The following is a 20322-nucleotide window of genomic DNA, read 5'->3' as shown; positions in this document are numbered from 1 at the left end:
TCACCATTCCTTCCGGTAGTCGTGGTTCGCCGACACCATTTCGACGAGCGTCGTCGGGCCGCCCTCGGGCTCGCTGGTGTGACGCCCGGGGATCTGCGTTCCCGCCTTCGGCGTCTCGCCCGCGGCGAGCGCGTCGAGGATTGCGGCCATGCGATCGAAATCGAGGTCTTCGTAATTATCGTCGTTGATCTGGACCATCGGCGCGTTGGTGCAGGTCCCCATGCACTCGACCTCGGTCAGCGTGAACAGCCCGTCGGGGGTGGTCTTGCCCTTGGCCATGCCGCGGTTCTTGCACGCCGCCATCACATCGTCCGAGCCGCGCAGCAGGCACGGCGTCGTGCCGCAGACCTGCACATGATAGCGGCCCACCGGCGCCATATTGTACATGGTATAGAAGGTCGCGACCTCATAGGCGCGGATGAAGGGCATATCGAGCTGCGCCGCGACATATTCGATCACCGGCACGGGCAGCCAGCCCTGGGTGTTCGTCTCGGCGCCGACCTGGCGCTGCGCGAGGTCGAGCAAAGGCATCACCGCCGAACGCTGGCGCCCCGCGGGGTAGCGCGCGATGACGGTCTTTGCCTGCTCGGCATTTTCGGCGGTCCAGGCGAACGCGCCCCAGCGCGCGCGGACTTCGGCCTCGTCGGGGATTTGGGGTGCGTCAGCCATGAGACGCTTCTTTCCTTCTGCGGACCGATATCCAGTCGAGCAGGATAACGGCGATGATAGCCACCCAGAGAGTGTCGCGATACGCATCCAATCCGGCGGCGTCGAAGGCATATTTGGCAATCAAATATGCAGCCAATCCTATTGCGACGATGATTCTCGCGACGTTCAGCATCCTCACCGGTCGCACTCCCCGAACACGACGTCGATCGCGCCGATGATCGCGGTGGTGTCGGCGAGCATATGGCCCTTGCACATGAAATCCATCGCCTGGAGATGGCTGAACGCGGTCGGGCGGATCTTGCAGCGGTACGGCTTGTTGGTGCCGTCGCTGACCAGATAGACGCCGAATTCGCCCTTGGGGCTTTCGGTCGCGACATAGACCTCGCCCGCGGGGACGTGGAAGCCCTCGGTGTAGAGCTTGAAGTGATGGATCAGCGATTCCATCGACTGCTTCATCTCGCCGCGCTTGGGCGGGACGACCTTGCGGTCGAGGCTGGCGATCGGGCCGGTGGGCATGTCGCGCAGGCACTGCTTGATGATCTTCGCCGACTGATAGACTTCCTCGACGCGCACCATAAAGCGGTCGTAGCAGTCGCCGCGGGTGCCGACGGGCACGTCGAAGTCCATCTTGGCATAGGCGTCATAGGGCTGCGACTTGCGCAGGTCCCACGCGATGCCGCTGCCGCGGATCATCGGGCCCGAGAAGCCCCAGGCGAGCGCGTCTTCCTTGCTCACCGTCGCGATATCGACGTTGCGCTGCTTGAAGATGCGGTTGTCGATGACGAGGCTCATCGCGTCGCCGAAGAGTTCGGGCAGGCGCTTGTCGCACCATTCGCCGATGTCGACGAGCAGCTTCTCCGGCACGTCCTGATGAACGCCGCCGGGGCGGAAGTACGCGCTGTGCATGCGCGCACCCGAGGCGCGTTCGAAGAAGTTGAGGCAATCCTCGCGCAGCTCGAAAATCCACAGGTTCGGCGTCATCGCGCCGACGTCCATGACGTGCGACCCGATGTTGAGCATGTGATTGCAGATGCGCGTCAGCTCGGCGAACAGGGTGCGGAGATATTGCGCACGCGCCGGCACCTCGAGATCGAGCAATTTCTCGATCGCGAGCACGTACGAGTGCTCCATGCCGAGCGGCGAGCAATAGTCGAGCCGGTCGAAATAGGGCAAAGCCTGCAGATAGGTCTTATACTCGATCAGCTTTTCGGTGCCGCGGTGGAGCAGGCCGACGTGCGGGTCGACGCGCTCGATGATCTCGCCGTCGAGCTCCATCACCATGCGCAACACGCCGTGCGCCGCGGGGTGCTGCGGGCCGAAGTTGATCGTGTAGTTGGTGACGGTCTGGTCGCCCGCGGTATCGGCGGTATCGACCGGATAGCCCTCGAACATATCGCTGCCGTGGTGCTTGACCTGAGGAGAGTCGGTCATGCGTCGCCTCCTTTAGGCTTGCGCGGGGCGCGGGGTTTGGCGGGCGCCTTTTCGGTCGCCGGGGTCTTGGCGGGCTTGGTCGCCGGCTTGGCCTTCGCACCGTCGCGGCTGGTCTTGGCTGCCTTGATGTTCGCCTTGGCCCCTGCCCCGGTCTGCTCGGGTTTTTCCGTGGTCTTGGGAGTCGGCGGCGGCGGGGCCTTCGCCTTGTCGTCGGCGGCCTTGACCTCTTTCGCGGTCAGCGGCGTCGGCGCGCCCTTGCCCGGCGCTTCGCCGGTGCCGCCGGCCTTTTCGTCGCCGGGCAGCACATAATCGGCGCCTTCCCAGGGCGAGAGGAAGTCGAAGTTGCGGAAATCCTGCGCCAGCTTCACCGGCTCATAGACCACGCGCTTGTCCTCTTCGCTGTAGCGCAGCTCGGTATAGCCGGTCAGCGGGAAGTCCTTGCGCTGCGGATGCCCCTGGAAACCATAGTCGGTCAGGATGCGGCGGAGGTCGGGGTTGCCCGCGAAGAGCACGCCATACATGTCGAACACTTCGCGCTCGAGCCAGCCGGCATTCGGCCACACGGGCACGATCGTCGGGACCGGGGTCGCCTCGTCGGTGGTGACGCGGACGCGCAGGCGGTGGTTCCTGGTGACGCTCAAGAGGTGATAGACGACCTCGAAACGCTCGGCGCGCTCGGGATAGTCGACCCCGGCGATCTCCATCATCTGCTGATATTCGAGATTGTCGCGCAGCGCGATCATCACCGCCGCTATCGCGTCGCGATCGACCGTGATGCTGTCCTCGTCGGCGGCGAAATCGTGCGCCAGCAGGTCCTTGCCGAGCAGCTTGTTGAGCGCGGCGGCGAGGCCCGACTGCGGGGCGACCAGAGGTGCAGGATGGCCCATCAGCGTTCGATCGTCCCGGTGCGGCGGATCTTCCGCTGCAATTGCATCACGCCATAGAGCAGGGCCTCGGCGGTCGGCGGGCAGCCGGGGACATAGATATCCACAGGCACGATGCGGTCGCAGCCGCGCACGACACTGTAGCTATAATGATAATAGCCGCCGCCATTGGCGCAGCTGCCCATCGAGATGACATATTTCGGGTTCGACATCTGGTCGTAGACCCGGCGCAGCGCAGGCGCCATCTTGTTGCAGAGCGTGCCCGCGACGATCATCACGTCCGACTGGCGCGGCGAGGCGCGCGGCGCGACCCCGAAGCGCTCCATGTCGTAGCGCGGCATGTTGACGTGGATCATCTCGACCGCGCAGCAGGCGAGCCCGAAGGTCATCCACCAGAGCGAGCCGGTGCGCGCCCAGTTGAACAGGTCCTCGGTCGAGGTGACCAGAAAGCCCTTGTCGCCGACCTCGCTGTTGAGGTCGTCGAAAAAGCCCTGGTCGGGGTTGGTCCCCGCGGGCACCGGCATCTGGCCGGGCATCAGGATGCTCGAATTGCTCATTCCCAATCCAGCGCCCCTTTCTTCCATGCATAAACAAGGCCGAGCGCGAGTTCGGCGAGGAAAATCATCATCGTGGCCCAGCCTGCCCAGCCGATTTCCTCGAGGCTGACCGCCCAGGGAAAGAGGAAGGCCGCTTCGAGGTCGAAGATGATGAAGAGGATGGCGACGAGATAGAAGCGCACGTCGAACTGGCTGCGCGCATCCTCGAAGGCGGGGAAGCCGCATTCATATTCGGTCAGCTTCGCCGGATCGGGCCGGTGCGCGCCGGTCAGGCGCGAGACGCCCATCGGCAGGAACACGAACGCCGCCGAAAGCCCGACGGCGACGAACAGAAAGATCAGGATCGGCAGATATTGCGTCAGATCGACCATGGGAGCTCGCAGTCTTTTTGGGGCGCTTGGGCGCCCTTTGGTTGCGGGCGCTTTAGGCCAGCCGGGCGCGCCTCGCAAGCGCCGCGGGCAGGAAAAATGGTCTCTTTTGTGACCAAAGCCACAGCCCGCGCTGGCGGCATCGGCGATGGGCGTGATAGACCGCCGAAGGGGTCGGGAAAGCGCCGCACTGCGCGGTGTGCGAAACGGGGGCGAATATGCGGAAAATGGCTGGATATTGCGCCGCGGGGCTCGCGCTGGCGCTGGCATCGCCGGCGAGCGCCGAGCTGATCGACGCCAGGTCGCCCAAGACGATCGCCGCGCTCATCGAGTCGCAGGGCTGGCAGGCCGAGATCGACACCCCCGCGGGCGAGCCGCCCTTCATCAAGGCGCGGCGTAACGGCGAGCTGTTCGTCGCGGCGTTCATGAACTGCACCGACGGCAAGAATTGCAAGACGCTGCAATTCTTCTTCGGCTTCACCGACGCCAAGCAGGTCCCGCTCGAAAAGATCAACGAGTGGAACCGCGACAAGAGATTCGCGCGCGCCTATCGCGACGAGGAGGGCGATCCGGTGCTGGCGATGGACGTCGACCTCGATTTCCGAGGGCTGCCGCGCGAGAATGTCGGCGAATTGCTCAACACCTGGACCGGGCTGATGGACAGCTATCGCGTCTTCGTGCGCGGCGAATGAAATGCCGCGGGGACCGCTAGCCAAGGACTGAACGCTGCCATATGATCCGGAGCGATCGGGTCGCACCATCTGGGGGGAATTTCATGTTGCCGATCAAAAGCCTGTCCGCGCTCGCCTTCACCGCCGCGCTCTTCGCCGCGGCGCCCGCCGCCGCGCAGACCATGTCCGCCGACCCGGCGGCGATCACCGCCGCGCTCAAGAGCCGCGGCATGCCGGTGACGCAGGAAACCGACGAAGACAAGAATCCGGTACTGCAGACGCAGTTCGGCGACGGCGCCAAATTCACCATCTATTTCTACGGCTGCACCGACGGCGTGAAATGCAGCTCGCTGCAGCTCCACACGCTCTATAGCGGCAGCAGCGCGACGATCGAAAAGATGAACCAGTTCAACCTCGACCGCCGCTACGGGCGCGGGGTGATGGAGACCAACGGCGACGCCGGGCTGCGCATGGACTTCAACATGGCTGCGGGCGGCATGCCGCGCGCGCTGTTCCTCGACAATATCGAGCTGTGGGACGAGCTGATGTCGGTCTTTTCGGACTTCATTTACGAATAAGCCGGGCGCAGCTGGCCCGCAAACAGGGTTCTTGCACAAGCCTCTCTGTATTACTACACTGATACAGTGGCAGATATGCAGGGGCAGACATGGTTCGCGCGATTTTGACATTCATGATGCTGGCGCTGACTGCGCCGGTCACCGCGGCGGCCGAGACGCCCACGCCGGCGAAGCAGGATGCGATCGAAGAGGCGCCGATCGCGGGCTTTCCGCGCGCGCGCCTCTATCGCCTGGCCGGCGCCGAGCGACGCCCGGTGGTCGTGATCCTGCCGGGGGCCGAGGGCGGCGACGGCGCGGGCAAGCGCTTCGGGCCGATCCTCGCCGAGCTCGGCTATGCCGCGGTCAGCCTGCCCTATTATTCGCCGAACTGGGGCAATTATGGCCCGCCGCCGGAGTTCCCCGACCTGCCCGGCAGCTTCGTCGACATCCGGATCGACCAGCTTGCCGAGCTCCGCGCTGCGGTCGCGGCGATGCCCGGCGTCGATGCCGAACGCTTCGGGCTGTTTGCCGGATCGAAGGGGTCCGAATTCGCGCTCATCGCCGCGAGCCGCCATGCGTGGATCGACGCAGTGGTCGCCTATGCGCCGTCGGACCTGGTGTGGGAGGGCTGGGGCCTCGAAACCGTCGAGGCCGAGGGGACGCGCTCGTCCTTTGCCGCCGACGGCAAGCCTCTCCCCTTCATGCCCTATCGCGGCTTCGTCGAAGGGCTGCTCGCGGGTCCGGGCAAGGCCGACCTGCTGGCGATCCATGAAAATGGCCGCGCCGACCATCCCGATCTCGAAGCCGCGGCGCGCATCCCGGTCGAGCATTACAAGGGCGCGCTGATGCTCGTCGCGGGCGACCGGGACAAGCTCTGGAATTCGGGGCGGATGGCGCGCAATATCGTCGCGTCGCGCGAAGCGGCGGGGCTGACGACGCGGGCCTTGCTCTATCCCGAGGCCGGGCACGATCTCGCGGGCGGATCGGCCGAACCGCGCGAGGATGCGCGCGGCGGCGGCGATCCCGCGGCCAATGCAAAAGCGCGCGCCGACGCCTGGCCGCAGGTGGTGGCGTTCCTGAAGGACAGCCTCGGCGGCTGAGGATCAGGCGTTGCGGAGCGCGCCCGCAACGAGTTTCTGCAGCTTCGAATGCACCGCGGCGCTGCCCGCGATAAATTCGCTGCGCTCGATCGCGCGGTCGCCGCCGCGGAAATCGCTGACGAAGCCGCCGGCCTCGCGCACGAGCAGGATGCCCGCGGCGACGTCCCAGATATTGAGGTCGCTTTCCCAGAAACCGTCATAGCGGCCCGCGGCGACCCAGGCGAGGTCGAGGCTGGCGGCGCCGAAGCGGCGGATGCCGGCGACTTCGGGGGCGACCGCGCCGAACACGCGGCTCCACTGCGCCATATTGCCATGGCCCATGAAGGGGATACCGGTGGCGATCAGGCATTCGTTGAGGTGGCGGCGCGACGAGACGCGCAGGCGGCGATCGTGCAACCAGGCGCCGCGGCCGCGCTCGGCCCAATAGCTTTCGTCGGTCACCGGGTGATAGATGAGCGCCGAGGTGACGTCGCCCCAACCGCCGCCGAGCTTGGGTTCCTGCACCGCGATCGAGATCGCGAAATGCGGAATCGCGTGGAGGAAGTTCGAGGTGCCGTCGAGCGGGTCGATGATGAAGCGCGGCTTGCCGGGCTCACCTTCGATTTCGCCGGCTTCCTCCATCAGGAAGCCCCAGCCCGGACGGTCGCGGGTCAGCTCGTCATAGAGGGTGCGCTCGGCGGCCTGGTCGGCCTTCGAGACGAAATCCGCGGGGCCCTTTTGCGAGACCTGCAGATGCTCGACCTCGCCGAAGTCGCGGCGCAGCTTGGCGCCCGCCTTGCGCGCGGCGCGTTCCATGACGGTGATGATGCCCGATACGGCCATTGTCTTTACTCCCCCCTCCCGCTTGCGGGAGGGGTCGGGGGAGGGAATGTTTCATACCAGGAGCGGCCCGTCCCTCGACAAGCCCTCCCCTAACCCCTCCCGCAAGCGGGAGGGGAATCTAGTTAGTCCGCGCGGCGGACATATTCGCGGTCGTAGACGTGCACGACGATGCGGGTGCCGCTGGTGATGTGCGGGGGCACCATCACGCGCACGCCATTGTCGAGGATCGCGGGCTTGTACGACGACGACGCCGTCTGGCCCTTCACCACGGCATCGGCTTCGACGATCGTCGCTTCGATCGTTTCGGGGAGTTCGACCGAGATCGGGCGCTCTTCCCAAAGCTCCAGCACGACGTCCATGCCGTCCTGCAGGAATTCATGCGCTTCGCCGACGACATCCTTGCCGATGTTGATCTGTTCGAAGCTGTCCTTGTCCATGAACACCAGATCGTCGCCCTCGGCGTAGAGGAACTGGAAATCCTTGGTGTCGAGGCGGACCTTTTCGACCGTGTCGGCGCTGCGGAAGCGGTTGTTGAGCTTGCGGCCGTCGATCAGATTCTTGGCTTCGACCTGCATATAGGCGCCGCCCTTGCCCGGCTGGGTGTGCTGGATCTTGGTGACCTTCCAGATGCCACCTTCATATTCGATAATATTGCCGGGACGGATTTCAACGCCGGTGATTTTCATCGCGCACACTCGCTAGTTCAAGGATGGAAAGAGCCGCCGGCGCGCATCGGCACGCCGGTCACAGGAGCGCGCCTTTAGCCGCGGGTGCGACAAAGGGCAAGTCAGGGCGTCGCGGTCACCATGTCGCGCGTGCGCTTGTAGCTGTGCCACGCGAGCACGGCGAACAGGATCAGCCCGACCCACGGTGCATAGGGCGCATAGCCGTCGCCGACGACCGCAAGCGGCGCGTCATTGTCGGTTGCATAGACCGCGCCGGCGTAGAAGACCCCGAACAGGCTCTCGCCGACGATCATCCCTGTCGCCGTCAGCACGCCCATGCGGTGCGCGAAGCTGGCGTTCGGGCGCCGCGACGCCCAGCGGTCGTAGAACCAGCCGCCGACCGCGCCGATCACCACGGGCAGGATCACCGCCATCGGCAGGTAGATGCCGATGCCGATCGCGAGCGGAGGAAGCCGCAGCTTGCCCGCGCGGCCGAGCAGTTCGTCGACGAGGATGAAGCCGATGCCGGCGAGCGCGCCGTAACCGAGCATCGTCCAGTTGAGGTCGCCGCCGAGCACGCCCTGCGCGAGCGACGAGATCAGCCCCGCCTGCGGCGCCGCGAGCGCGTTGGGTCCGGCACCGGGCGCGCCGACGAAGCCGACGGTCTCGTTGAGCACATTGAGCACCGGCGGCACGACGATCGAGCCGAAGATCACGCCGATGATCAGCGCGACCTGCTGCTTCCACGGCGTCGCGCCGACGAGCTGGCCGGTCTTGAGATCCTGGAGATTGTCGTTCGAGATCGTCGCGATGCCGAAGACGAGTCCGGTGACGATCAGCGCATAGGCCACCATCGCGCTGACCTCGGCCTCGCCGCCGCCGCGACCGAGCAGGCCGAGGAGGAGCAAGGACGATGCGATGATCGCGAGGATGCCGATGCCCGACACCGGCGAATTCGACGCGCCGATGAGGCCCGCCATATAACCGGTGACCGAGGCGATCATCAGCCCGACGATGATGATGAACAGGATCGCGCCCGCGATCAGCGGGATCGAAGCCGCGGCGAGCGGACCGCCCGCGAGCTCGGACCAGAGCAGTACGCCGATCGGCAGCATCAGGAACAGCGACCCGCCGAACACCCAGGCGATCGACATATCCTGTTCCTCGATCGCCAGCGCCTGCCCGCCCTGCCGCGCGCGGCTGGCCGCCATCGCCGAGCGGATGCCGCCGAGCACCGGGCCGGCGATCTTGACGAGCGTCCAGATCGCCGCGACCGCGATCACCCCGGCGCCGAAGAAGCGGACGTCGGCACGGAAGACGGTGTTGGCGAGCGTCTCGGCATCGCCGGGACCGCCCTGGGTCAGGATCGGGAGCAGCACCCACCAGCCGGTGACCAGCCCGACGAGCTGCGCCATGCCGACCGACAGGCCGACGAGGTGGCCGACACCGAACAAGGCGAAGGCGAGCCCGCCCGCGATGCCGGTCGCGCCGCTGCCGACCGCGAACCAGCGCGCGACCTCGGCGCCCGCGAGCTTCATCTGGGTGAGCAGGGTGAAACCCGCGGCGACGATCGAATTCCACAGCAGGGCGGATAAACCGGCCTTATTCTCGGCCGCGCCCTCGGCGCTGGCGGCGCCGACCTGCAGCACTTCGGCAGCGGCTCGGCCTTCGGGATAGGGCAGGTCCGAGTCGACGACGAGCGCGCGGCGCAGCGGGACCGAAAAGAGGACCCCGAGGATGCCGCCGAGCATCGTGATCGCGGTGGTCTCGAGCAGCGGGAAACCCTGCCAGTAACCGACCATCACGAGGCCGGGGAGCACGAAGATGATCGCCGCGAGCGTGCCCGCGGCGCTGGCGATCGTCTGGACGATATTATTCTCGAGTATCGTCGAGCCCGCCATATAGCGCAGCAGCGCCATCGAGATCACCGCCGCGGGGATCGAGGTCGCGAAGGTCAGCCCGACCTTGAGCCCGAGATAGACGTTCGCCGCGGTGAACATCAAGGTGAGCAGGCCGCCGAGCAGGATCGCGCGCAGCGTCAGTTCGCGCCCGCGGGTGGTCGGCGTGGTGGTATCGGTCATCAACAATCTCCCCGGTCGCTGTGTTGCGGGGCGGCGGCCCAAGCGCAAGCGAAAAGCCACGAAGCGATCGGTGTTGGACCGAAACGCCAAAAGCGACGGGCTGCGCGCCTTTTGACGCAACGATCCAATAAGGCGCCGCGCGGCGATGGCAGAGGAGCGGCCATGATGACGTGGAAACTTTCAGACGAGCTGCGCCCCTCCCGGCGCCAACGCAAACCCCTCCCCCGCCGCGCGGCGCCCTGTGCCGGGCTCTTCGGTTGGCGGAGCGAGGGCGATCCGCCGTGCGCCATGCGCGAGCACCCCGCGACGAAATCCGGCCTCGATCCGCTCGACCACCCGCCCGGCTGAGGACTGAAACTTCGTCGCTCCCGCGAAGGCGGGGGCCGCCGGCGGCCTTACGCGACGACTATAGCGGCCCCCGCCTTCGCGGGGGCGACGTATTTCTTGAACTTAAGGCGCTCGTCTCTTCCCCGCGAGCAACGGATAGGGATTGATCGGCTCGCCGGCGTTCCAAGCGCTGCCCGGCGTCGTTTCCAGCATCTGGAAATGCAGGTGCGGGAAAGCGGGGTCGGCGTTGCCGCTGGCGCCCACCGTCGCGATCACCTGTCCGCGCGTCACCACCTGCCCTTCGGTAAGGCCGCGGCGATAGGCCTGCAGATGGGCATAATAGAGCATCAGGCGGCCATCGTCGGCGCGCTGGTAGATCGTCAGCCCGCCGCGATCCGAATTGAACAGCTTCTCGATCCGGCCATCCATCGCCGCGAGTACCGGGGTGCCGACGGGCGCGGGAATATCGATCGCGCGGTGCAGGCGGCCCTCGGCGCGGCTCTGGTCCCAGCTGTTGATCAGTTCGGACGGCTTGATGCCCTGCACCGGAATGGCGATGGCAAGACCGGTGCGCCGGTCGGCCGCTTCTTCGGGACGCCACTCCGAGCCGCTGGTCGACGCGGTCGCTGGCCTATCGAGCAGGTCATAGGCCGTGATCCAGTAGAGCGAAGTCAGGATCGCGCTGACCAGCGCCGTCCACAGCATCAGCTTGATGGCGGCCTGCCAGCGCATCAGGCGACGAAGTCCACCTTCGTGCCCGGCGCGACCATCTGCGCGAGCCGCGCCGCATCCCAATTGGTCAGCCTTACGCAGCCATTGCTCTCGCTGCGCCCGATATTCTGCGGCTCGGGGGTGCCGTGCAGGCCATAATGTTCCTTGTCGAGGTCGATCCACACGACGCCCACCGGGCTGTTGGGTCCCGGCGGCAGGCGATGCTTGCCTTCGCTCGCGGGCACACCGCGGAGCAGCGCGGGGTCGAAGGCATAATCGGGATTGCGCCCGACGCCGCGCACCTTCCAGCTGCCGATCGGCAGCGGGTCGTGAGCCGAACCGGTGGTCACGGTGAACATCGCGATCAATTTGCCGCCGGCGTCGAAGACCTTCATCGTGCCGGCCTTCTTCGACACCTCGAGCCTGCCCGCCTTGGGCTGGGTCGTCCCGACGCCGAGCGAGGCGAGCGTTTCGAGCCAGGCCTTGTTGTCGATATCGGCCGCGACGACCGCGTCGGCGCCGACATTGGGCACGCGGAGCGTGGCGCCCGCCTTGATCGTCGGCGTCGGGGCGATCGTGCCCGCGGCCGGGTCGGCGGCAGCATCGAGTTCGGGGTTGAGCGCCTTCAGCACCTCGGGCGTGGTGTGGAAACGCTCGGCGAGTTTTTCGAGCAGGCTCGCATAGCCCATCGCCGCCAACTTCGCCTGCTCGGCGGGCTTTTCGGGGAGCGGCGCATAGCTGCCCGCGGCGTAGCTTTCGGGAACGGTCACCATGCGCGTCGCGGGGATCGCATTCCACTCGGCCAGCGCGGCCTTGGTCGCCTCGTCCCAGTCGCCGGTGACGGTAATCCCCTTCGCTTCTTGAAAGCCCTTCAGCGCATTGGTCGTCGACGGCCCCAGCTTGCCGTCGATGACGCCGGGCGAGAAGCCGAGGCGGTCGAGCACGACCTGCAGCTGCATTTCGGGGCGCGGCACATCGTCCTTCGCCGCCTCGCCGTCGCGTGACGTCATGCCGTCGCCGGCCCATTCGGGCCGCTTCGGCGTGGTTTCGGCGGACTTTTCGGCGTCGCCCGAGCCGATGCCGTCGCCGCAGGCGGCGAGCGGCAGCAAGGCGGCGGCGCAGAGCAGGGTCGAAAATTTCATCGGCAATTCCTGTAGTTGGATTTGGTCACCCAACGCCCGGAACGCGATGCGGTTCACCCCGCGAGCAGCTTTTCGAACCGCTTGATCGCGGCGGCGGGCCCTTCGGGATAGGCCCAGACTCCGCCCGACACCGCGAGGAAGTCGGCGCCGGCTTCGACAAGCTCGGCCGCATTGTCGACGGTGATGCCGCCGATCGCCACGCAGGGCAGCTCGAACATGCTCTGCCACCAGCGCAGGATTTCGGGGTCGGCGTGGTGCTCGACGGTCTTGGTAGTCGTCGGAAAGAAGGCGCCGAAGGCGACATAGTCGGCCCCCGCCTCGCCCGCTTCCATCGCAAGGTGGCGGCTGGCGTGACAGGTCACGCCGATCTGGGCATCGGCACCGAGGATGCGGCGCGCTTCCTTGGGGTCGCCGTCGCCCTGCCCGAGATGCACGCCGTCGGCGCCGAGGCGCTTGGCGAGCGCGACATCGTCGTTGACGATGAAGGCGGTGTCGTGCGCGGCGCAGATTGCCTGCAGAGGCTCGGCGAGCCGCGCGGCATCATGCTGGTCGAGCTCCTTGACGCGGAACTGGAACGCCGCGACCGGCGCGGCGCTCAACGCTTCTTCCAGCCGGGCGGGAAAATCGCCGCCCACGTCGAGCGGCGAAATGAGATAGAGCTGGCACGGGACGCTTGTGTCTTGGGTCATGGCGGGTTCATAGCGACGCGGCTAGCTGCCCGCAAATGCAGAACTCGACATCGCTCGCCGCCCTTTCGCTGGGTTTCGCCCTCGCCCTTTCCGCCTGCGCCGCCACTGGTGCTTCGACGCCCTTGCAGGACGGCCGCGACGTCGGCCTCGGCCAGCGCGCGATGGTGGACGGCCCGATCGTCCAGCCGGTCGAGGTGCTGGAAGACAGCCGCTGCCCGATGAACGCGCGCTGCATCTGGGCGGGACGCGTGCGCGTGAAGATGATCTGGTGGCGCGGCAATGGCGAGAAACAGCCGTTCGAGGTGACGCTGGGCGAATCGACGCCGCTGGCGGACGGCACGATCCGGCTGGAGTCGGTACGGCCGGAGAAGATGACCGACGTGACGCTGAAGCCGTCCGACTATCGGTTCAGCTTCCGGTTCGACGGGGGACTGTAACAAGCTGCTTGCGTTTGGCTGGAATAGTCGGACATTCAGCCGATGAAACCGATCGGACTGGCGCTCGGCGCTCTCGCCATCTTTTGCGCCCAACCGGCCTTCGCGGCGGAAAAGGCCATGGATGCAGCATTGGCGAGACTGAACCAATCGGTTCAGCTCGGCCCGATCAAGGTGACGCCGCTCGCCGTCCTGAAGGACGAGCGGTGCGTCGAAGATCCGATATCTGGTTGTCCGATCGTGCCCGATGCAATCGTGCGGCTATTGGTCGAGCGGGACGGAGAGGTTGCTTGGCTCGATGTCCGCCCGGGCGGAATGAAGCGGTGGGGCGACGATGCCATTGCCGTGGCCGCCATCAAGCCCAAACGGCAAAATGGCGCCGATATCCCGACTGCGGCATATCAAATTTCGCTTCGCCGTATTCCTGCGGATGTTCACATATTCGAATAGGCTTTTGAGGCTTCTTCAGCGCACCCATGCCAGCACAAAGCCGTCCCAGCCCTTGGCTCCCACGGTCTGCACCGCCGTTGCGTCGAGCCGCGGGTCGGTGCTCAGCATCTCGAACAGCGCGCGGGTGCCGACGATGCGTTCGTCGGCGCTGTTCGAGTCGAGCACTCCGCCCTCGCGCACCACATTGTCGACGATGATCGTCGTGCCGGAGCGTCCGAGGCGGATCGCTTCAGCAACGTAAAGCGCGTTGCTCTGCTTGTCGGCGTCGATGAAAACGAAGTCGAACGGCTCGCCCGCCGCCATCGCGGCAAGGCTGTCGGCTGCCGGGCCGGTAAGGATGTCGACCTTGTCCGACACCCCAGCCCGCTCCAGATTTTCGCGCGCGACCGCGGCGTGATGCGGCTCCAGTTCGAGCGTGACCAGCCGGCCATCTGCAGGAAGCGCACGCGCCAGCCAGATCGTCGAATAACCGCCGAGCGTGCCGACTTCGAGGATGCGCCGCGCGCCCGCCATCTGCGCGAGCAGGAAGAGCATCTTGCCCTGCGCCGGCGACACGTCGATCGGCGGCAGGCCTTGGGCTTCGTTATTCGCGAGAGCGGCGGCAAGCGCGTCGTCGGCGCCGAGCAAGTGGCCGGCGATATAATCGTCGACGGCTTGCCACCTCTCTCCCATCACGTCAGGCCACGGAGGCCGCATGAATTTCGTCGATCGCGCCGCCCAGCGAGGCGTTGAACTCATCGTCGCTCATCTGGTGGCGCAAATCCTCGAGCAAAGCGCGGCTGAAGCTCGCGATGATGCCGGGGTTCTTGGCGAGTTCGACGCAGGCCTCGGGGCGCGCGAAGCCGCCCGACAACGCGACGACGCGCAGCACCTTGGGATGGTCGACGAGCGGCTGGAACAGGCCCGCCTCGGTCGGCAGCGACAGCTTGAGCATCACCGGCGCGCCGGTCCAGGCGTCGAGCGCGGCAAGGGTTTCCTTGAGGAGCAGGCGGTCGGCGGCGTCGCGCTCGGCGCTCTTGATGTTCACTTCGGGTTCGATGATCGGCACGAGGCCGTGCGCAGCGATGCGCGCGGCTTCGGCGAACTGCTGTGCGACGATCGCCTTCACGCCGGCTTCGTTGGCGAGGTTGATCACGCTGCGCATCTTGGTGCCGAACACGCCCTTGGCGACCGCGCGCGCGCAGAGGTCGTCGATACCCGGGTTGGCCTTCATCAGCTGGACGCCGTCGGCTTCGTCCTCGAGCCCCTTGTCGACCTTGAGGAAGGGTACCACGCCGCGCTCCCAGAGCAAGGCCGGCACCGGCTTGCCGCCGGCGTCGCCGTCCATCGTCCGCTCGAACAGGATCGCGCCGATGACCTTCTGCCCGTTGAAGCAGGGCGACGTAATGATCCGCGAGCGCATGTCGTGGATCAGCCCGAACATTTCCTCGTCGTTGGAAAAGGCGTCGCCCTCGATGCCATAACCCTTCAGCGCCTTGGGCGTCGAGCCGCCGCTCTGGTCGAGCGCGGCGATGAAACCCTGCCCCGATTTGATCTGGTCGAGCATGGCGGCGTTGGCGGTCATAACATCTCCGTGGCTTTGCATACGTATGTGGCGGCGCGCATAGCGGCCCGGCGTGCCGGATGCAATCCGCTCGCGCCGCGTCCGCTCAGGCGGGGTTGCGCGGCACCGCGGCGAGGTTGACCGCGATCGAAATCCGGTCGCCAACCCCTTGATGCGGAACGACGCCGTGGCTGAGCCACGACGGGAACATGATGATTCGCCCGCTGCGTACCTTCATCTTGAGCTGGGGTTCGTGCACCGACCCGTTCGCGCTGCGCAGCCGCAGATTCGGCATGGTCATCAGCACCGTCGGCATGCGCGGATCCTCGATCACCAGTTCGCCGCCGATCGCGCCGTCGCCCTTTTCGGACCCGTCGTCGACATAATAGACCGCCGACCAATAGGCCCCCGGATGGGTGTGCATCTGGTTCGACGCCTGCGGCGGCGAAACATTGACCCAGATGTCGGTGGCCCAGCGATGCCGCGGCGCGCCGGGCGAGGCGATATCGACGCAATGCGCGTCGGCGAGCGCGAAGATATGGCGCAGCAGATGCTGCACCGGCTCGCCGCCCCAGTCGGCGACGTCATGCTCGGACTGCCAGCCGCCGATGTTCGAGATCGTCACCCCGGGGCGTTCGGCGCGCCGCGCGAGAATCAGGGGTTTGAGCGCGGCATTGACCGCGGCCGCGTCCGGCAGGTCGTCGACGACGATCGGGGTATCGAAGAGGCCGACGAGCTGCGCGCTCATCGGCGGAGCGCGTCCACGCCGGGGAGCGGCTTGCCTTCCATCCATTCGAGGAAGGCGCCGCCCGCGGTCGAGACGAAGGTGAAGTCGGCGGCCGCGCCCGCGTGATTGAGCGCCGCGACGGTGTCGCCGCCGCCCGCGACCGAGGTCAAGGTGCCGCTGCGGGTCAGCGCCGCGGCGGTCTTCGCGAGCGCGACGGTCGCGGTGTCGAACGGCGGAGTCTCGAACGCACCGAGCGGGCCGTTCCACACGAGCGTGCGGCAGTTCTTGAGCACGTCGGCGAGCGCTTCGGTCGCGGCGGGGCCGATGTCGAGGATCATCTCGTCGGCGGCGACTTCGTGGACGTTGACCGTGCGCGTCGGCGGATTGGCGGCGAACTGCTTTGCCACCACGACGTCATAGGGCAGATGGATGGTGCAACCCGCCGTGTCGGCGGCGTCGAAGATCGCGTTGGCGGTCTCGACCAGGTCATGCTCGCACAAGGACTTGCCGACATCGACCCCGCGCGCGGCGAGGAAGGTGTTCGCCATACCGCCGCCGATGATCAGATGATCGACCTGGCCGACGAGATTGCGGAGTACGTCGATCTTCGACGAAACCTTGGCGCCGCCGACCACCGCGGCGACCGGATGCACCGGATTGCCGAGCGCGGCGTCGAGCGCCTTGAGTTCGGCCTCCATCGCGCGGCCGGCATAGGCGGGCAGGCGGTGCGCGATGCCCTCGGTCGAGCCATGCGCGCGGTGCGCGGCCGAAAAGGCGTCGTTGACATAGAGGTCGCCGACTTCGGCGAGCGCGTCGGCAAAGGCCGGGTCGTTCTTTTCCTCGCCGGGGTAGAAGCGGGTGTTTTCGAGCACCGCGACGTCGCCCGCAGCAAGCACCGCGACGCCCGCCTTGGCGCCCTCGCCGATCGCTTCGGGGATGAACATCACCGAATGGCCCAGCACATCCTCGACCCCGCCCATGACGAGGCTGAGCGATTGCGTCGGGTTCTTCGCGCCCCTCGGTCGGCCGAAATGCGCGAGCAGCAGGACGATCGCGCCCTTGTCGGACAATTCGCGGATCGTCGGCATCGCCGCCTCGATCCGCGTCTTGTCGCCGACCGCGCCGTCGATCATCGGGACATTGAGGTCGACGCGCACCAGCACCTTCTTGCCGGTGACGTCGCCGATGTCGTCGAGGGTCTTGAACGCGGTCATCGCTGCTTTCCTTTGGTTCAGAGGAACTTGGCGATCACGCCCGCGGTGTCGATCATGCGGTTCGAGAAGCCCCATTCATTGTCGTACCAGCTGAGCACGCGCACCAGCTTGCCGTCGATGACGGCGGTTTCGAGGCTGTCGATCGTCGAGCTGTGCGCGTCGTGGTTGAAATCGATCGAGACCAGCGGCTCGTCGGTGAAGCCGAGCACGCCCTTGAGCTCGCCCTCTGCGGCTTCCTTCAGCAGCTTGTTGACTTCTTCCGCGGTCGTGTCGCGGCTGGGCGTGAAGGTCAGGTCGACGACCGAGACGTTCGGGGTCGGGACGCGGATCGACGAACCGTCCAGCTTGCCCTTGAGTTCGGGCAGGACGAGGCCGACGGCAACCGCCGCACCGGTGCTGGTCGGGATCATCGACATCGCGGCTGCGCGGGCACGGCGCGGATCCGAGTGGATCTGGTCGAGGATCTTCTGGTCGTTGGTGTAGGCGTGGATCGTGGTCATCAGGCCCCGCTCGATGCCGATCTTTTCGTGCAGCACCTTCGCCATCGGCGCGAGGCAGTTGGTGGTGCACGACGCGTTCGAGACGATCACATGCTCGGCGCCGATCTTGTCGTGGTTCACGCCATAGACGACGGTCAGGTCGACTTCCTTGGCCGGGGCCGAGATCAGGACGCGCTTGGCGCCGGCGTCGAGATGCGCCTGGCCGCCCTTGCGATCGGTGAAAAAGCCCGTGCATTCGAGCGCGATGTCGATGCCGTTGACGGCATGCGGCAGCTTGGCGGGGTCGCGCTCGGCGGTCACCTGGATGCGCTTGCCGTTGACGATCAGGTCGTTGCCGTCGACTTCGACACTGCCGTTGAACGGGCCATGGACCGAATCGCGCTGGAACAGGCGGGCGTTCGCCTTGGCGTCGGCGAGATCGTTGATCGACACCAGTTCGAGGTCGTGGTCGGTCCGTTCGAGGATGGCGCGGGCCACATTGCGGCCGATGCGCCCGAAACCGTTGATTGCAACCTTCACTGCCATGTCGAAAAGTCCTTTCTGCGTGGGGTAAGCCGGTCCTTAATTGCCGAGCTTTGCCAGGATCTGGGGGGTGATAGCATCGGCGGTAAGGCCGAAATGCTTGAATAGGTCTTCAATCGGGGCCGAGGCGCCGAAGCTGTCGATGCCGAAGCGCAGGCCGTCGCGGCCGGTATAGCGTTCCCAGCCGAAGGTCGTTCCCGCCTCGATCGAGACGATCAGCGCATCGCGCGGCAGGATCGCGTCCTGATAGGCGCCATCCTGTTCGTCGAACAGCTCGGTCGAGACCATCGAGACGACGTCTGCGCCATGGCCGGCGGCCTCGAGCTTGTCGGCGATCTCGACCGCGAGCGACACTTCGGAGCCCGTCGCGACGAGCACGACCTTGCGCGCGGCCGAAGCCTCGCGAAGACGATAACCGCCTTTGGCACAAAGATTTTCCGTGACGTCATGACGCAGCGGCGGCAGGTTCTGGCGGGTCAGCGCGAGCAGCGACGGGCGATCCGTCTGCGCCAGCGCCAGCGCCCAGCATTCGGCGGTCTCGACCGCGTCGGCGGGGCGCATGACAAGCAGGTTGGGCATCGCGCGCAGCGACTGGAGATGCTCGATCGGCTGGTGCGTCGGGCCGTCCTCGCCGAGCCCGATGCTGTCGTGCGTCATCACATAGACGACGCGCTGCTGCTGCAGCGCCGACAGGCGGATCGCGGCGCGGCAATAGTCGGCGAAGACCAGGAAGGTGCCGCCATAGGGGATCACCCCGCCGTGCAGCGCCATGCCGTTCATCGCCGCCGCCATGCCGAACTCGCGGATGCCGTAATAGATATAGCGGCCGGAATAATCGTTCTTGGTCAGCGGCTTGGTCGACGATGTTTTGGTGTTATTCGAACCGGTCAGGTCGGCGCTGCCGCCCAACATCGCGGCGATATCGGCGGTGAGCGCAGTGAGCGTGTTCTCCGACGCCTTGCGCGTCGCGACCTTCGGCGGCTCGGCAACGAGGCCCTTGAGGTAAGCATCGAACGCCGCGCCCGGGGTCACATCGCCCGCGACGCGCGCCGCAAATTCATCTTTCTTTTCGTCATTTGCAAGGCGAAGCTTCCACAGATTGTGACACTTCTTGCCCTCCTCGCCGAACGCCGCCCATGCAGCAGCGATGTCAGCGGGAATGTCGAAGGGTTCGTAGGTCCAGCCCAGATTTTCGCGCGCCGCCGCAACTTCGTCGGCGCCGAGCGGTGAGCCGTGGGTGGCCGAGGTCCCCTGCTTGTTCGGCGCGCCGAAGCCGATCAGCGTGCGGCACGCGATCAGCGACGGGCGGTCGTCGGCAAGCGCGGCGTCGATCGCGCGACGGATGTCGGCGGGGTCATGCCCGTCGCAGCTTTCGACGTGCCAACCGGTCGCCTCGTAGCGCGCCTTGACGTCCTCGCTGGTCGAGAGGTCGGTCGAGCCGTCGATGGTGATCTTGTTGTCATCCCACAGCACGATCATGCGGCCGAGGCCGAGGTGGCCCGCAAGCCCGATGGCCTCATGATTGATGCCCTCCATCAGGCAGCCGTCGCCCGCGATCACCCAGGTGCGGTGATTGACCAGATCGTCGCCATAGAGCGAATTGAGGTGGCGCTCGGCGATCGCCATGCCGACCGCGGTCGCGAGCCCCTGTCCCAGCGGGCCGGTCGTCGTCTCGACGCCTTCGAGCTCGAAATTCTCGGGGTGGCCGGCGCACGGGCTGGTGAGCTGGCGGAAATTGCGGATGTCGTCGATCGTCGGGCGCGCATAGCCCGCGAGGTGCAGCGTCGCATAAGCGAGCATCGAACCATGGCCCGCCGACAGGACGAATCGGTCGCGATCGGGCCAGTGCGGGTCGGTCGGGTCGAAGCGCAGATAGTCCGAATAGAGGACCGTCGCGACGTCGGCCATGCCCATCGGCATCCCCGGATGGCCGCTGTTCGCGGCTTGTACGGCGTCCATCGCAAGCGCGCGGATCGCGTTGGCGAGCTGACGTTCGGGCAATGTCATAAGTCCCCCGGAAAAACATGGGTGGGTGGCCGGATTCGGTGGGGACAGCCCTTTGCGGGGGGATGCCGCAGAGTCAACCGGAGTCAAACCTTTGGGGGCAAGAAATGCGCGCTTGAGGGCGCAATATTGCGCTGCTACGCCTTGCTTCATGGAACTCGACGAAGCCAGCCTCGCCATCGGCCGCATCGAGCGGGCGCTCAGCCGGATGGAAAAGGCGCTCACCGACCGCGCCGGGCGTCCCGCCCCCGCTC

Annotated in this window: 23 protein-coding genes; 5 read left to right on the top strand and 18 right to left on the bottom strand. The window is 66.4% G+C overall.

The window, feature by feature from the left end; genetic code table 11:
* Genes ATE62_RS18940 through ATE62_RS18915 form a run of 6 tightly spaced genes read right to left on the bottom strand, consistent with a single transcriptional unit; the run spans window position 1 to window position 3912 of the window.
* On the bottom strand, window positions 1-669 hold the full coding sequence (locus tag ATE62_RS18940; protein ID WP_058809101.1) for a complex I 24 kDa subunit family protein: 669 nt from the start codon (window positions 667-669) through the stop codon (window positions 1-3).
* The gene (locus tag ATE62_RS18935) at window positions 662-847 is read right to left on the bottom strand and encodes a hypothetical protein (RefSeq protein ID WP_156420601.1); all 186 of its coding nucleotides are present in this window, start codon (window positions 845-847) and stop codon (window positions 662-664) included. Before ATE62_RS18935 ends, ATE62_RS18940 begins: the two co-directional genes overlap by 8 nt.
* Window positions 844-2061 (bottom strand): NADH-quinone oxidoreductase subunit D, encoded by a 1218-nt coding sequence (locus tag ATE62_RS18930; RefSeq protein WP_197411714.1) that lies wholly within the window; start codon window positions 2059-2061, stop codon window positions 844-846. The genes ATE62_RS18935 and ATE62_RS18930 overlap by 4 nt, the downstream gene beginning before the upstream one ends.
* A gap of 35 nt (window positions 2062-2096) precedes the next feature.
* Complete coding sequence (locus ATE62_RS18925) at window positions 2097-2987, bottom strand: NADH-quinone oxidoreductase subunit C (RefSeq protein WP_058809098.1); 891 nt, start codon at window positions 2985-2987, stop codon at window positions 2097-2099.
* Window positions 2987-3541 (bottom strand): NuoB/complex I 20 kDa subunit family protein, encoded by a 555-nt coding sequence (locus tag ATE62_RS18920; protein WP_231736317.1) that lies wholly within the window; start codon window positions 3539-3541, stop codon window positions 2987-2989. The genes ATE62_RS18925 and ATE62_RS18920 overlap by 1 nt, the downstream gene beginning before the upstream one ends.
* The gene (locus tag ATE62_RS18915; RefSeq protein ID WP_058809097.1) at window positions 3538-3912 is read right to left on the bottom strand and encodes an NADH-quinone oxidoreductase subunit A; all 375 of its coding nucleotides are present in this window, start codon (window positions 3910-3912) and stop codon (window positions 3538-3540) included. Before ATE62_RS18915 ends, ATE62_RS18920 begins: the two co-directional genes overlap by 4 nt.
* Before the next feature lie 215 nt (window positions 3913-4127).
* Between ATE62_RS18915 and ATE62_RS18910 the strand changes: the two genes are divergently transcribed.
* The 3 genes from ATE62_RS18910 (at window position 4128) to ATE62_RS18900 (ending at window position 6237) form a co-directional block, all read left to right on the top strand.
* A complete protein-coding gene (locus tag ATE62_RS18910) occupies window positions 4128-4601 on the top strand; it encodes a YbjN domain-containing protein (protein ID WP_058809096.1) in 474 nt (157 codons plus the stop codon).
* Between the two features lie 83 nt (window positions 4602-4684).
* Complete coding sequence (locus ATE62_RS18905; RefSeq protein WP_058809095.1) at window positions 4685-5158, top strand: YbjN domain-containing protein; 474 nt, start codon at window positions 4685-4687, stop codon at window positions 5156-5158.
* 113 nt (window positions 5159-5271) lie between these two features.
* The gene (locus ATE62_RS18900) at window positions 5272-6237 is read left to right on the top strand and encodes an acyl-CoA thioester hydrolase/BAAT C-terminal domain-containing protein (RefSeq protein WP_197412024.1); all 966 of its coding nucleotides are present in this window, start codon (window positions 5272-5274) and stop codon (window positions 6235-6237) included.
* Between the two features lie 3 nt (window positions 6238-6240).
* On the opposite strand, the gene ATE62_RS18895 is transcribed toward ATE62_RS18900, so the two are convergent.
* From ATE62_RS18895 to thiE, 6 genes are all read right to left on the bottom strand, one after another.
* Window positions 6241-7059 carry an inositol monophosphatase family protein gene (locus ATE62_RS18895; RefSeq protein WP_058809093.1) on the bottom strand — a complete coding sequence of 273 codons (819 nt, stop codon included), beginning with the start codon at window positions 7057-7059 and terminating at the stop codon, window positions 6241-6243.
* A 122-nt stretch (window positions 7060-7181) separates the two neighbouring features.
* Window positions 7182-7745 carry an elongation factor P gene (efp, locus tag ATE62_RS18890; protein WP_054587901.1) on the bottom strand — a complete coding sequence of 188 codons (564 nt, stop codon included), beginning with the start codon at window positions 7743-7745 and terminating at the stop codon, window positions 7182-7184.
* A gap of 101 nt (window positions 7746-7846) precedes the next feature.
* The gene (locus tag ATE62_RS18885) at window positions 7847-9805 is read right to left on the bottom strand and encodes an OPT family oligopeptide transporter (RefSeq protein WP_058809092.1); all 1959 of its coding nucleotides are present in this window, start codon (window positions 9803-9805) and stop codon (window positions 7847-7849) included.
* Window positions 9806-10255: 450 nt separating this feature from the next.
* The gene (locus ATE62_RS18880; RefSeq protein ID WP_058809091.1) at window positions 10256-10864 is read right to left on the bottom strand and encodes a M23 family metallopeptidase; all 609 of its coding nucleotides are present in this window, start codon (window positions 10862-10864) and stop codon (window positions 10256-10258) included.
* Complete coding sequence (locus ATE62_RS18875) at window positions 10864-11985, bottom strand: L,D-transpeptidase family protein (RefSeq protein WP_058809090.1); 1122 nt, start codon at window positions 11983-11985, stop codon at window positions 10864-10866. The genes ATE62_RS18880 and ATE62_RS18875 overlap by 1 nt, the downstream gene beginning before the upstream one ends.
* Before the next feature lie 53 nt (window positions 11986-12038).
* Window positions 12039-12674: a thiamine phosphate synthase gene (thiE, locus tag ATE62_RS18870; RefSeq protein ID WP_058809089.1), complete on the bottom strand. Its 636-nt coding sequence runs from the start codon at window positions 12672-12674 to the stop codon at window positions 12039-12041.
* Window positions 12675-12709: 35 nt separating this feature from the next.
* Here thiE and ATE62_RS18865 point away from each other — a divergent pair, with 35 nt between their 5' ends.
* The gene (locus ATE62_RS18865) at window positions 12710-13111 is read left to right on the top strand and encodes a hypothetical protein (protein ID WP_231736316.1); all 402 of its coding nucleotides are present in this window, start codon (window positions 12710-12712) and stop codon (window positions 13109-13111) included.
* A gap of 42 nt (window positions 13112-13153) precedes the next feature.
* The gene (locus ATE62_RS18860; protein ID WP_058809088.1) at window positions 13154-13558 is read left to right on the top strand and encodes a hypothetical protein; all 405 of its coding nucleotides are present in this window, start codon (window positions 13154-13156) and stop codon (window positions 13556-13558) included.
* A 15-nt stretch (window positions 13559-13573) separates the two neighbouring features.
* Here ATE62_RS18860 and ATE62_RS18855 read toward each other — a convergent pair whose 3' ends face one another.
* The 6 genes from ATE62_RS18855 to tkt all read right to left on the bottom strand — a co-directional run bounded on the left by ATE62_RS18855 (window position 13574) and on the right by tkt (window position 20071).
* Window positions 13574-14230 carry an O-methyltransferase gene (locus ATE62_RS18855; RefSeq protein ID WP_058809087.1) on the bottom strand — a complete coding sequence of 219 codons (657 nt, stop codon included), beginning with the start codon at window positions 14228-14230 and terminating at the stop codon, window positions 13574-13576.
* 4 nt (window positions 14231-14234) lie between these two features.
* Window positions 14235-15104, bottom strand: coding sequence for a fructose bisphosphate aldolase (locus tag ATE62_RS18850; RefSeq protein ID WP_058809121.1), 870 nt, complete (start codon window positions 15102-15104; stop codon window positions 14235-14237).
* A 103-nt stretch (window positions 15105-15207) separates the two neighbouring features.
* Complete coding sequence (locus ATE62_RS18845) at window positions 15208-15849, bottom strand: TIGR02466 family protein (RefSeq protein WP_058809086.1); 642 nt, start codon at window positions 15847-15849, stop codon at window positions 15208-15210.
* Entirely contained in the window at window positions 15846-17042 is a 1197-nt protein-coding gene (locus tag ATE62_RS18840; protein ID WP_058809085.1) for a phosphoglycerate kinase, read from the bottom strand. The genes ATE62_RS18845 and ATE62_RS18840 overlap by 4 nt, the downstream gene beginning before the upstream one ends.
* A 17-nt stretch (window positions 17043-17059) precedes the next feature.
* On the bottom strand, window positions 17060-18067 hold the full coding sequence (gap, locus tag ATE62_RS18835; RefSeq protein ID WP_058809084.1) for a type I glyceraldehyde-3-phosphate dehydrogenase: 1008 nt from the start codon (window positions 18065-18067) through the stop codon (window positions 17060-17062).
* A 36-nt stretch (window positions 18068-18103) separates the two neighbouring features.
* Window positions 18104-20071, bottom strand: a complete 1968-nt coding sequence (gene tkt / locus ATE62_RS18830) for a transketolase (protein ID WP_058809083.1) — start codon at window positions 20069-20071, stop codon at window positions 18104-18106.
* Window positions 20072-20322 lie beyond the last annotated feature (251 nt).

Origin of the sequence: Sphingopyxis sp. HIX (assembly GCF_001468285.1) — a bacterium.
Taxonomy (GTDB): domain Bacteria; phylum Pseudomonadota; class Alphaproteobacteria; order Sphingomonadales; family Sphingomonadaceae; genus Sphingopyxis.
This window is presented reverse-complemented; position numbering and strand designations above follow the sequence as displayed.